Annotated in this window: 11 protein-coding genes; 4 read left to right on the top strand and 7 right to left on the bottom strand. The window is 63.7% G+C overall.

What is annotated here, in order from left to right; translation table 11 throughout:
• Window positions 1–10: 10 nt before the first annotated feature.
• From ACSQ12_RS09845 to dnaK, 7 genes are all read right to left on the bottom strand, one after another.
• Window positions 11–589 carry a WxL domain-containing protein gene (locus ACSQ12_RS09845; protein WP_436065254.1) on the bottom strand — a complete coding sequence of 193 codons (579 nt, stop codon included), beginning with the start codon at window positions 587–589 and terminating at the stop codon, window positions 11–13.
• 618 nt (window positions 590–1,207) lie between these two features.
• On the bottom strand, window positions 1,208–1,636 hold the full coding sequence (gene trxA, locus ACSQ12_RS09840) for a thioredoxin (protein WP_436065253.1): 429 nt from the start codon (window positions 1,634–1,636) through the stop codon (window positions 1,208–1,210).
• The gene (gene clpB, locus ACSQ12_RS09835) at window positions 1,633–4,269 is read right to left on the bottom strand and encodes an ATP-dependent chaperone ClpB (protein WP_436065252.1); all 2,637 of its coding nucleotides are present in this window, start codon (window positions 4,267–4,269) and stop codon (window positions 1,633–1,635) included. The genes trxA and clpB overlap by 4 nt, the downstream gene beginning before the upstream one ends.
• Window positions 4,266–4,583 (bottom strand): chaperone modulator CbpM, encoded by a 318-nt coding sequence (locus tag ACSQ12_RS09830; RefSeq protein ID WP_436065251.1) that lies wholly within the window; start codon window positions 4,581–4,583, stop codon window positions 4,266–4,268. Before ACSQ12_RS09830 ends, clpB begins: the two co-directional genes overlap by 4 nt.
• Window positions 4,580–5,530 (bottom strand): DnaJ C-terminal domain-containing protein, encoded by a 951-nt coding sequence (locus ACSQ12_RS09825; protein ID WP_436065250.1) that lies wholly within the window; start codon window positions 5,528–5,530, stop codon window positions 4,580–4,582. The genes ACSQ12_RS09830 and ACSQ12_RS09825 overlap by 4 nt, the downstream gene beginning before the upstream one ends.
• Window positions 5,523–6,074, bottom strand: coding sequence for a nucleotide exchange factor GrpE (locus ACSQ12_RS09820; protein ID WP_436065249.1), 552 nt, complete (start codon window positions 6,072–6,074; stop codon window positions 5,523–5,525). The genes ACSQ12_RS09825 and ACSQ12_RS09820 overlap by 8 nt, the downstream gene beginning before the upstream one ends.
• Window positions 6,075–6,082: 8 nt before the next feature.
• Window positions 6,083–7,981 (bottom strand): molecular chaperone DnaK, encoded by a 1,899-nt coding sequence (dnaK, locus tag ACSQ12_RS09815; protein WP_436065248.1) that lies wholly within the window; start codon window positions 7,979–7,981, stop codon window positions 6,083–6,085.
• A 660-nt stretch (window positions 7,982–8,641) separates the two neighbouring features.
• On the opposite strand from dnaK, the gene ACSQ12_RS09810 reads away from it, so the two are divergent.
• The 4 genes from ACSQ12_RS09810 (at window position 8,642) to ACSQ12_RS09795 (ending at window position 12,499) form a co-directional block, all read left to right on the top strand.
• The gene (locus ACSQ12_RS09810) at window positions 8,642–9,511 is read left to right on the top strand and encodes a S1C family serine protease (protein ID WP_436065247.1); all 870 of its coding nucleotides are present in this window, start codon (window positions 8,642–8,644) and stop codon (window positions 9,509–9,511) included.
• Window positions 9,512–9,570: 59 nt separating this feature from the next.
• Window positions 9,571–10,149, top strand: coding sequence for an HdeD family acid-resistance protein (locus ACSQ12_RS09805; RefSeq protein ID WP_436065246.1), 579 nt, complete (start codon window positions 9,571–9,573; stop codon window positions 10,147–10,149).
• Between the two features lie 224 nt (window positions 10,150–10,373).
• Window positions 10,374–10,736 (top strand): UBP-type zinc finger domain-containing protein, encoded by a 363-nt coding sequence (locus ACSQ12_RS09800; protein WP_436066969.1) that lies wholly within the window; start codon window positions 10,374–10,376, stop codon window positions 10,734–10,736.
• 44 nt (window positions 10,737–10,780) lie between these two features.
• Window positions 10,781–12,499, top strand: coding sequence for an FAD-dependent oxidoreductase (locus tag ACSQ12_RS09795; protein ID WP_436065245.1), 1,719 nt, complete (start codon window positions 10,781–10,783; stop codon window positions 12,497–12,499).
• The last annotated feature ends 72 nt before the right edge of the window (window positions 12,500–12,571 follow it).

Genomic DNA, 12,571 nt, shown 5'->3' with positions numbered 1-12,571 from the left:
GCCCGTGCGCTTAGCCGATGGTGTAGGTAATGGTGGAGGTGTAGGGGTTCAGGGCGCCGCTCGTGCCAACAGCGTAGTTAGAGCGGAAGGCGTTGGCCGGAATGGCGAGGCTGAACGCCGGCGTCAGTGTGTACGTGCCCATGTTCTGGCCCAAAGTGGAGACTAGAGCTTGAGAGGACGTTGACAGGGCCAATTCCGGAGCGGTGATGGTTGCAGCAGCGTCCGATCCGGCGCCTGCGGTGATGGTGCCGGGCGCTATCGTCAAGCCGCTGACTGGGAGAGTGCGGGCGGTCAATTCATCCGTTCCGGCGGCGCTGGTCGGCGTGGTTGCGCTGACCGAGAGAGCCCATGCCGCACCGGTGCCGCGGGCATCGGTGATAGTCCATTCCGAGGAGGCATTGCCGGTGGAGGTCTGGGTATTCGATCCGTTCAGCGTGACCCCTGTCAGGGTGGCTCCGGACGTGGTGGCCGTAAGCGTTCCGCCGGAGATCGTGGAGTCGACGACGTCCGCGGAGGCGGGGGTCAGCCCGATGGAGAGAGCGATACCGGCCGTGGCGAGGACGGCCGAGACTTTGGTAATTCTACGCATGGTTGTTTCCTGTGTTTTGGGTTGATAAAGGTGAAAACGCGCACTGCCGGATGAAAGGCCGGGCACTAAATGAGCGCTGTGGAGCGTCGTCGTTGCGGGCAGCATGCCGTGGCAGTGAGACCGGTATCGCCACGGTTGCCAGCGCAAAAGTCCGTGCGGTTAGCGGTGATGGCGGGCGCCCTTCACTTACGATGTTCCTGCCGGCTTTCGATCCCGCTGGGGCGGGGAACCGATTATCAGCGTGAATTAGTCTATGGTTTTTGATGATGCGAAAAAGTGGCGATGAATTCGATTCATGCAGACTTTTGCCACAAAGGCATCACTTCGTGCAGAGAAGCCGGTGAGCGCCGGCTCATTCAAGTCCAGTCCGGCCGGTCTCCCACGACGTCCGGTCCTGAGGCCAGCCCAGCAGGCTCGGCGGGATTCAGGGACTGGTGCATGCTTGTCGGGTACATCGCCGTCCGCGTCGGGATACAGACCGCAACGCTGCATGATTTTCAGTCTTCTCATTAAGTCAGTCAGACGCTGGGATTCTTCTCACCCGACTGGAACGGGGACACGCGCGGCCCATAAGGGACGATGGCGGGAAACCGCCCGCCGTCGTCCGCTGTTATTGGGCTACTTCGTGAGTGCCCCCTCCAACCAGGACCTCAGCACCGGCGCGGGAGCCGCACCGGCCTGCCTCGCGACGATCTTGCCGTCGACGATGACCAGTAACGTTGGCACCGCCTGAATGGCGAACCTGGCGGAGAGCTGCGGCGAGTGGTCCACGTCGACCTTCACAAGTTTGATCTGCCCCGCGCGTTCGTGTGCCAACTGGTCCAGCACGGGGCTCACCATCCTGCAGGGTCCGCACCACACCGCCCAAAAGTCCACCATCACCGGAACGCCGGACCGTTCGGCGATCTCGCCGAAGTCATCGTCGCCCGCTTCAACCACCCAGGGAAGCTCCCGGTGGCAACTCCCGCACCGTGGTCGGCCCTCTGCGACAGCCGGAACGCGGTTGGACTTGCCGCAGTGGGGACATTTGATGATGGCCTTGTTCATGCGGTTCCGGCCCCTTCCAGCTCCCTCGTGCTATAGTCAACCACTAGTTCCCCTCCGGATGCGGTCACCGTGACCACTCCGCCCTCCGCGATGCTGCCACGCAGCAGGGCCCGGCCCACCTGTGTTTCGACCACATGGGAAATATAGCGGCGCAGTGGCCGGGCTCCGTAGACCGGATCGAAGCCGCGTTCGGCGATCAGAAGACGTGCCTCCTCGGTCAGGTGCAGCTCTATTTGCTGCTCGGCCAGCCGCTGCCGCAGCTGCTGGAACTGCAGGTCGACGATTCGTTCGATTTGCGGCAGCCCCAGGGGTGCGAACAGGACCGTATCGTCCACGCGGTTGAGGAACTCGGGGCGGAAATGCGCCCGGAGCTCCCCCATAACCATGCCGCGCGCCTCCTCGGTGATCGCCCCGCCTTCGGCCGAACCCTCCAGAAGATACTGGGAGCCGATATTGGAGGTCATGATGATGACGGTATTGCGGAAATCGACGGTCCGGCCCTGCGAGTCCGTAATCCGTCCGTCGTCGAGCACCTGCAGCAAGGTGTTGAAAATGTCCGGATGCGCCTTTTCCACCTCATCGAACAGCACCACCGAGTACGGCTTCCGCCGTACCGCCTCCGTGAGCTGTCCGCCTTCGTCGTAACCGATGTAACCAGGAGGCGCACCCAGCAGGCGGCTCACCGTGTGGCGCTCCTGATACTCACTCATGTCCAGCCGGACCATTGCGTTCTCGCTGTCGAAGAGCGCCGCAGCCAGAGCCTTTGCAAGCTCGGTCTTCCCGACACCGGTCGGGCCGAGGAAGATGAAGGAGCCGATAGGCCGGCGGGGATCCCGAATACCGGAGCGGGCGCGGATGATGGCATCCGACACCGCGCTAATCGCTTCTTCCTGCCCCACGACGCGGGCGCGCAGGATTTCATCCAGGTGCAGGACTTTCTCACGTTCGCCCTGCTTCAGCCGTGCGACCGGTATGCCTGTCCAGGCCGCGACAATGTCGGAGATCTCGTCTTCCGTCACCACCTCGCGGAGCAGGCGTTTTTCACCCTGTTTCGCGGTCAGCCGTTCTTCCTCGCCGGCCAGCCGCCGTTCGAGGTCGGCAAGCCGGCCGTAGCGTAGCTCCGCCGCCCGGTTGAGGTCGTAGTTCCGCTCGGCTTCCTCAGCCTCCAGCCGCACCCGCTCCAGTTCACTGCGGATTTCCTGCAGCTTGTGGATCGCCTGGCGCTCGGCTTCCCATTGGGCCCTCTTCGCGTCGGCCTCGGCGCGAAGGTCTGCCAATTCACGCCTCAGCTCCTCGAGCCGGGTCTTGCTGGCCGGATCGGTCTCCTTGGAGAGTGCCGCCTCTTCGATTTCAAGCCGCGTGACCCTTCGGGTGAGCTCATCCAGTTCCGCCGGCATCGAATCAATTTCCGTCCGCAGCCGGGCGCACGCTTCATCCACGAGGTCAATGGCCTTGTCCGGAAGAAACCGGTCAGTGATGTACCTGTGGGAAAGGGTAGCCGCAGCCACCAGAGCACTATCCTGGATCCGTACACCGTGGAAGACCTCAAGTCGCTCCCGCAGCCCGCGAAGGATGGAAATGGCGTCCTCGACGTCGGGCTCGTCAACCGTGACCGGCTGGAAGCGGCGTTCCAAAGCCGCATCCGACTCAATGTGTTTGCGGTATTCGTCGAGGGTGGTGGCGCCGATCATGTGCAGCTCCCCGCGGGCCAGCATGGGCTTCAGCATGTTCCCTGCGTCCATCGACCCCTCGGACGCGCCTGCCCCGACGACGGTGTGCAACTCGTCCACGAAGAGCAGGATCCTGCCTTCTGCCGCCAGCACCTCGGCCAGCACCGCCTTCAGCCGCTCCTCGAATTCGCCGCGGTACTTGGCACCGGCCACGAGGGCGCTCAGGTCGAGCGAGAAAATGGTCTTGTTCTTCAGGCCTTCCGGCACATCCTGCCGGACGATCCGCTGGGCCAGTCCCTCCACAATGGCGGTTTTGCCGACTCCAGGCTCGCCGATAAGCACCGGATTGTTTTTGGTCTTGCGTGAAAGTATCTGGACGACCCGCCGGATTTCCGCGTCACGGCCGATGACCGGATCCAGCTTTCCGGTGCGGGCGTCCGCCACCAGATCGCGGCCGTACTTCTCCAGCGCCTCGTAGGTCTGCTCCGGCGTTGCCGAGGTGACGCGCTGGTTTCCCCTGACCTGGGTCAGGACCGAGAGGAACGCCTCACGGGTGATGCCGTGCTCGGCCAGCACCCTGCCGGCCGCCGTGGACCGGCCTTCCTCCGCCAGCGCGACCAGCAGGTGTTCCACCGAGACGTACTCGTCCCTGAGCCGTTTGGCTTCACGTTCAGCGGCATCGAGGAGTGTCCCGAGCCTGCGGCTCACGTACACCTGCCCTGGCGCCGCCCCCGGACCGGTGACCTTCGGCTTCCGCCGCAGCTCGGTCTCGACCGCCCTGTTCAGCTCATCCACGTCCACCTGCATGCCAGCGAGTAGCCGCGGAACGAGGCCCCCCTCCTGCTCCAGCAGGGCCGCCAGCAGATGCTCCCCGTCGGTCTCGGTATGGCCGTGTTGCTGGGCGATCCGCTGGGCCCCGGCCAACGCCTCCTGCGACTTCTGGGTCAAACTCTCCATGTTCATCGCGAAGTAGTCCTTTCCACTTGCGTGATTTCAACCAAACGTCGTTCCAGCGTGTCCACCCGCGCCAGCAAGTCCAGTACCAGCGGAATTGCCGCATAGTTCAGCGCCAGCTCCGAATGCAGCCGGAGGACGAGCGCGATCAGTTCCGGGGCCTGCGGACTGAACCAGGGGCCGCCCGGAGCATCGCCTCCTAGCGGCCGAACCAGATCCAGCTCTACGAACCGCCTGACGACGTCGGGGTGGACACCGCTGCTGCGCGCCACCGCCTCGAGATTCAGGCGCCACGGGTAGGCGAGCGCATACACTTCGCTCATTGTTCCTCCCTCGGATTAAAGTCGGAGATGCTGGCGAGTTTCTCGTACAGCTTGCGCTCCTCCGTGCTAGGGCTCGGGGGCACCATGATTTTGATCTCCGCATACAGGTGCCCCGGTAATCCCCGCGGGTTGGGCATACCCTGTCCTCGCAGCCGCAGCCTGCGGCCGCTAGAGGAGCCCTCGGGCACGGTGATTGTGACTGTCCCGGTTGGCGCCTGGGTCTTGATCCTGGCCCCTACGGCGGCCTCCGAGGGCGACACCGGAAGGTCGATGTAGATGTCCCGGCCCTTTAGCCGGTACCTGCTGTCGGGCTGAAACCGCACGGTCAGTAGGAGGTCGCCCGCCGGGCCCCCTTCGCGGCCCGCCGCGCCTTCCCCGGCCAGACGGATGCGCTGCCCATCGAGCACACCGGGAGGCACGTCGACGTCATAATCACGGGTCTCCCCGTCCGGCTGAGCCAACCTGACGGTGTGCTTTCCGCCGCGGACAGCTTCCTCGACGGTCAGCCATAGTTCGGCTTCGTGGTCCGCCCCCCGGGACGGGCCCCCTGCCTGTTGCCGGAACCAGCCACCGAGCAGATCCTCCCAGTCGACGTCGCCTCCCATGTCGACATGGGCGTTGCCGTACGCGCCGCGTCCCGGGCGCGGGCCCGGTCGGGGGCCGGGGCGCGGCCCGCCGGAACCCCACCGCGTGCCGCCGCCCCCCGGCCTAGCGCCGCTGTCGGCGTACTGCCGGTAGTCGGCGCCGAACCGGTCATAGCGCGCCCTGGTTTCGGGATCTGACAAGGTGTCGTAGGCCTCGCCGATCTCTTTGAACTTGTCGGCGGCATCCGGCTCCCGGTTGACGTCGGGATGGTATTTTCTTGCCAGTTTGCGGTAGGCGCGCTGGATTGCGTCAGGCTTCGCCGTGCGCGGGACGCCGAGAACTGAGTAGTGATCCTTAGCCACGGTCCGGGGTCACCGCCCGGCTCACAACGACGGCGGCTGGCCTGAGGATGGTGTCCGTGCCGCCGTAGCCCGGGCGCAGTACGGTCAGTACAGTCCCCGGGGGAGCTTCGTCCGTTTCCGACACACTGACCACCTCGTGGGTCCGTGGGTCGAAAGGGACGTTCTCGGCGTCGATCCGCGGGTAGCCGAGGCGGGCCAGGGTGTCGATGGCCTGGGATCGGATAGCGGCTATGCCATCGACGAGCGGGTCCCCGGCAGACGGGGCGTGAGCCAAGGCCAGTTCCAGGTTGTCCAAGACCGGCAGCCACGCCAAAGAGACCGCTGCGCGCTCCTGTGCCCTCAGCTGTGCGCCGTCCCGGGCGGCGCGCTTTCGAACGTTATCGGCGTCAGCCAGGGCACGGCGCCACCGGTCCTCCATTTTGGCCAGCGCGTCCGCCTGTGCCGCCTCTTCGGTTTCCCTTTCCTCGGGTGCGGCGGCCTCTGCCCCGTCATTTCCTGGATGGGCCTGTCCAGCCTGTCCAGCCTGCCCTGCCTGGTCGCTCATGGCCGTTCCTAGCCACGATCGAATTCTGCATCGACGATGTCATCGTCATCTACATCGTTGGACGCTCCGGGCTGAGACGCAGATCCCTGGCCAGCCCCTGCAGTGGCCGCGGAGGCCGCCGAGGCGCTCAGCGCCGACTGCAGCTGCTGGAGCTCGGAAATCAGTTCCCTCGCGGTGCCAACGTCCGCCTGGTTGCTGACGGCGTCGCGCGCCTGGCCAACCAGCAGTTCCGCTCTGGCTTTGTCGTGCACCGGGACTGCGTCACCAAGGTCTTTGACGGCCCGCTCGACGCGGTAGGCCACCGCGTCGAGTTCGTTGAGGGTGTCGATTCGCTCCCGGTTCTGCAGGTCCTCGCTTCTGTGAGACTCAGCCTCGGCAATCATGCGCTCAACTTCCTTGGCGTCGAGGTTGGAGCCTTCGCTGATCGTGATGCCCTGTTCCTTGCCCGTGTCCTTGTCGCGGGCGGTGACGTTCAGAATGCCGTTCGCGTCGACGTCGAACGTGACCTCGACCTGCGGTTCTCCGCGAGGCGCTGGCCGGATATCGGTCAGCTGGAACCGGCCCAGCACCCGATTATCCGCCGCCAGTTCCCGCTCCCCCTGCAAGACCACCACGTCCACGGCGGGCTGGTTATCGTCGGCGGTGGAGAACACTTCGCTGCGCCTTGCGGGGATGGTCGTGTTGCGCTCGATGATCTTTGTCATCACACCGCCGCGGGTCTCGACCCCCAGGGAAAGCGGCACAACGTCCAGTAGCAGGACATCCGAGACCTCGCCTTTAAGCACTCCGGCCTGGATCGCCGCACCGATAGCCACGACTTCGTCTGGATTGACGCTCATGTTGGGATCTTTACCGCCGGTCAGACGCCGAACGACGTTCTGTACCGCGGGAATGCGGGTGGAACCGCCGACCAAAATCACTTCGTCGATGTCGTTGGCGGTGACCTTGGCATCCGTCATCGCCTGCTTGACCGGATCCATGGTGCGTTCCACCAGATCATGGGTGATGTCTTCAAAGACGGAGCGCCGAACGGTGGTCGTCAGATGCTTGGGGCCCGTGGCGTCGGCAGTGATAAAAGGAAGGTTGACCTGGGTCTGGGTCACAGAACTCAGCTCGACCTTCGCTTTCTCGGCCGCCTCAAACAGGCGCTGCAACGCCTGTGCGTCCGACCGGAGGTCGATGCCCGCCTGCTTCTGGAAGGCGTCGGCCAAGTAATCGACAAGGCGACGGTCAAAATCGTCCCCGCCAAGGTGCGTGTCACCCGCCGTAGAGCGGACCTCCACAACCCCGTCCCCCACGTCCAGCAGGCTCACATCAAAAGTTCCGCCGCCAAGGTCGAAAACCAACACCGTCTCATGCTGACGTTTGTCGATGCCATAAGCCAGGGCCGCTGCAGTAGGTTCGTTGATGATCCGCAGGACTTCCAGCCCCGCAATCCTGCCCGCGTCCTTGGTCGCGGTGCGTTGTGCGTCGTTAAAGTACGCGGGAACCGTAATGACGGCCTCCGTCACCTTTTCGCCCAGCTGCTTCGCAGCGTCGTCCACTAGCTTGCGGAGAACGAGCGCACTCACCTCTTCGGGTGCGACTTTCTTGCCCTGAACCTGGAAACGCGCCACGCCGTTGTCGTCCGCTGTGACGTCGAAACTCACGGCCTTGGCCTCATCCGTGATCTCGTCATAGTGTCGGCCGATGAACCGCTTAGCCGACGTGATAGTTCCCTTGGGGTTGAGAATCGCCTGCCTTCGGGCCAGTTGACCCACAAGCCGTTCCCCGGTGTCGGTGTACGCCACAACTGACGGAGTGGTCCGGGCACCTTCCGCATTGGCTATGACGCGAGCCTCCCCGCCTTCCCAGACGGCGATCACCGAGTTGGTTGTGCCGAGATCAATCCCTACTGCTTTGGCCATGACGCGCTCCGGTCCTAGAGGGCGATCGGTCCGGTGGGGGCGTCCGCCCGAGATTGCACCGCATGACTCACCCCCTGTCCTGTTGGGCCACGAGGCGCAACGGGCTTTGTCATCGGCCTTATGTGTTTGAGTCTGCCCCTTAGACCAGAGCGACGGCATGACCCTCTAGGGTCCAAATATGCCCGACGGAATTGACCTCTCAGGGCTAGGCCCGCCAGGCGTATCCTCCGCGGCGCCGAGATGCGGCGGCCGAGGGATTGCACGGCTCCGGTCAAGCGCGAAGTCGAAGCGCACACCAGCGGCAACGGGTTGACCTGGGGGATTCATATGCGGGCCGCTTTTAGGCATTCCGGGGCCATGCGGACACGATGGTCGTGGAGGAGACTCAACCTGTGACCTGTTTCCTAGACAGCCAGGGAAGGCAGCGGGAATCCAATGAGTACGAGCAGACCAGCGGCCTCCGCGAAAACGGCCCCACTCCCGGCGCTACGCCGCAGGGGGTCGTGGACCGCCGTTCTCTGCGCGGGGATCCTTGTGTTCGGGTCGGCGTGTACAGGGTCGCCTCCCGCTCCGGCACCGCAATCCGCCAGCTCCGGGGGTTCGAGTTCCACAGGGGACCTTTCCGCCGTTCCTGGAATCGTCAGAGAAGTCGAGCCCTCTGTGGTCACGATCGAGACGTCAGGCGGCATCGGTAGCGGAGTGGTCTACCGCAGCGACGGCACCATCGTCACGGACGCCCACGTGGTGGAGGACCAACAGAAGAAGCCATTCAAGAGCGTCCGGATCCGCTTCGCGGACGGATCTCAGGCGTCGGCCATCGTCCTCGGTGTTGACGACCCAACGGATGTGGCAGTGTTGAAGGCTGACCGGGGCAATCTTCCGGCTGCCAAGTTCTCGACGGCGCTTCCCGAAGTTGGGCAGCTGGCGGTTGTTATTGGCAGTCCGCTCGGCTTGGAGCAGACCGTCACGGCGGGCATTATTTCCGCACTTCACCGTAATATGCCACCGTCCGAGGGATCGCCGCAGGGGCTTATCGACCTGATCCAGACAGACGCGCCCATCTCCCCGGGAAATTCCGGTGGGGCCGTGGTCAACAGCAGGTCGGAGATCATTGGACTCTCAGAAGCGTATCTGCCGCCCAGTTCGGGAGCCGTGTCGATCGGGTTCGTGACTCCCGCGGCCACGGTGATCGACGTGGCAGACCAGATACTGAAGAGCGGAGTGGCCACACATCCGGTCCTCGGAATCGTTCCGACCGACATCTCTCCTGAGGTCGCAAACCGCTTTGGCCTTCCTACAACGTCGGGCGCGCTTGTCATCGAAGTTGCCCCGGGGGGACCGGCAGCCAAAGCGGGATTGCAGCCAGGAGACATCATTACCCAGTTCGACGGGCAGAAGATCACCAGTGTGACCGACCTCCTTGCCGCTGTCCGCAAGAAGGAGCCGGGCCAGCAGTCCGACATCGGGCTTCAGCGCGGGCAAGACACAAAGTCAGTAAAAGTCACGTTGGGGAGCACTGCAAAGGAATAGACCTGTTCCTGGGAGCCCTACCAGCAAGACTACGATGAACCATTTCCAGAAACAGAGGCATGGCCATGTCTGACCCACTGGCACAACAATTGTTTACGGGATCAGGAGCTGCGTTGATTATCCGGGGCATTGCGGCCGTTCTATTCGGCATTTCGGCTGTCGTCTGGCCCGGTGTTTCCGTACTCGCAATGGTGATCCTCTTCGGAATTTACGCTGTCTTTGACGGCACCACCAATATCGTGCACTACGTCACGCGCAAGCGGCGCCGGTCCGTCTGGCAACTAGTGGGCGGCATCATCTCCGTGCTCGCGGGTCTCGTCGCCTTCGTCTGGCCGGGCATCACCGCCCTTTCGCTGGCGCTCGTCATCGGCCTGTGGGCGGTCATTCTCGGTGTCTCCCAGATGGCGCTGGCCTTTGAAATCAAAAGGACTCTCGAGCTATGGTGGCTCTGGCTGATCACAGGTATCGTAACTACCGTTTTCGGCCTCTTCTTAGTCGTTCTTCCCGGCCCGGGCATACTCAGTCTCCTGGGGCTGCTCTCGTCGTTCGCAGTTCTCTTCGGAATACTTCTCATCGGCTCCGGATTTGTAATGCGCAGGCTGGGCAGAAACCCCAGCACCCGGCTCTCGATGGGCTAAGAGCCTGCCAACGGGGCAACGGCTTCCAGGCAAGGGCTTCGAGCGTGCGTGGGGGTCTAATCCCCGATCAGCCGGCCCGAGGCAGCAGGTCCAAGGAATTTCGCGGGGCCGCGACTTCATCCCTCGGGTACCGGACTCGCTGCATTTCCGGATCTCCCGGAGGCATTGACACGCCAACGATCCGGGTCTACTACTGGGCTTATCCGGTGCACCCAATCGCCCCCATGATGGTGCCCATGCCGCCGATCAGTGCCAATGTAACGCTTGTACCAGCTGTCGCGACGATGCCGGCTCCGTGGCCGGGGACTGACATAGGAGCCAACATGATTTCTGGATTTCGTGATCCACATCTCGCGCAGATTCGTCCGGTTCGGGTACGCACGCCGCAGGGCTGCGAGGAGTGTCTGTCTTTGGGCACTCCATGGGTACATTTGCGTTTGTGTCTCTCCTGCGGCCATGTCGGATGTTGTGATTCTTCCCCTCTGCGGCACGCGCGAGCTCATGCCACCGAGTTGCATCCAATTGTTCGTTCATTGGAGCCCGGCGAGGACTGGCGCTGGTGCTATCCCCATGAGGCATTCGTCTAAGGTACCGGCGCAACCAGCTGATGGAACCTGTCGAAGGCTCGAGGATGATCGAGACACCGGACGTTTCCGGTGCCTATCCACGGCTCGGCCAAGCCCAGATTGATTTGTTGGGCCGTGCCGGCCACAGCCGGGCTACCTCCGCCGGAGAAGTCCTCATACAGGCGGGAAACTTCGACACTGACTTCTTCGTCGTCCTGCAGGGCACGGTACTGGTCGTGGAGGGGCTGCATGTCGCCGGGAGCAGACAGCCTGCTGATCTGGGCCCCGGCACGCGGATCCTCGAAGTTCACGGTCCGGGTCGGTTCCTCGGCGAATTGGGTCTGGTCGAGGGGCAACCGGCCTTTGCCAGTACTGTGTCCGCCGAGGCAGGCGAAGTGCTCCAGATCAGCGGGGAGGATCTGCGCCGTGTGGTCCTGACCGACGCTGAGGTGGGCGAGACCATCCTGCGGGCACATCTTCAGCGCCGGATCCTGATGATCAGCTGGGGCGCGGGCATGCGCATCGTTGGATCCCGTTTCAGCCGTGACACGATTCGCCTCTTGGAGTTTGCAGCCGCCAACCGCCTGCCCCACCGCCTGGTCGATCTGGAGAATGACGAGCAGGCGCACGCCATCCTGGACCGGGTCGGGATCCTCGCGAACGACCTGCCCGCAGTGGTGCTCAGCGCCTCGCGCGTCCTCAGAAACCCTTCAACCGCAGATCTGGCCGTTGCCATGGGGCTACGGGCGGTAAAAGAGCACTCGGCCTCCTACGATCTCATGGTGGTCGGGGCCGGGCCGGCAGGCCTGGCGGCCGCCGTCTACGCAGCGTCCGACGGATTGTCGGTCGTCCTTAAGGAAGGTTTCGCGATAGGTGGGCAGGCCGGGACGTCTCCGCGGATCGAGAACTTTCTCGGCTTTCCCGCCGGGATCTCCGGCGGGGAACTCACTGAAAGAGCGGTCATTCAGGCCCGCAAGTTCAGAGTCCAGATCAACGTCGCCTGCCGGGCAAGCACCATCGAGTTGAGGGACGGCGAGTTCCGCGCCGAGTTCAACGGGAGTGGCCCGGCCACCTCGCGGGCTGCGCTGCTCGCAACCGGGGTTCATTACCGCCGGCTGCCAGTCCTCGGGCTGGAGGAATTCGAGGGGATTAGTGTCTTCTACGCCGCCACGGTCCACGAGGCCAGGCTCTGCGGATCGCAGCCGGTTACCGTCGTCGGCGGTGGAAACTCCGCGGGACAGGCCGCTCTTTTCCTGGCCGGCACGGGAGCACCAGTGCGGCTGGTAGTGCGCGGGGCGGACCTCCGGGCGGGCATGTCCACGTATCTCGCGGAACGGATCGAAGAGCACCGTGGCATAGAGGTGCTGCTGCGGGCCAACATCGTGGGCGTGGACGGTTCAAGCGCCCTTGAACGGATAATCGTCGATCTGGGAGCCACAGGCGAACAACGCATCTTCGAGTCCCGTTACCTATTCATTTTCATTGGGGCCAAGCCGCACACAGAATGGCTGCAGGGTAAGCTCGCCCTGGATGACGACGGCTTTGTTCTTACCGGCGCTGATCTCGAGGACTTTCCTCCTGAATTCAGCCATCTGGGCCGCAGACGAATGCCCTTGGAAACCAGCCTCCCCGGGATGTTTGCGGCCGGCGATGTTCGGCATGGATCGGTGAAACGCGTCACGGCTGCCGCCGGTGAAGGCTCAACAGCAGTGGCAATGATCCACGAGCACCTGCGTCTCCTCCGGGATGGACCATCCAGGGCGCGTTGGAATGAGGGCCAGTGAAGTTCAACAGGAACGTGCCGACCTCTGGGTGTCATGTGACGGCACGGGCACCAATGCCGGCGATTTTCAGTC

Source organism: Arthrobacter sp. LjRoot14, from assembly GCF_964253905.1.
GTDB lineage: Bacteria > Actinomycetota > Actinomycetes > Actinomycetales > Micrococcaceae > Arthrobacter.
This window is presented reverse-complemented; position numbering and strand designations above follow the sequence as displayed.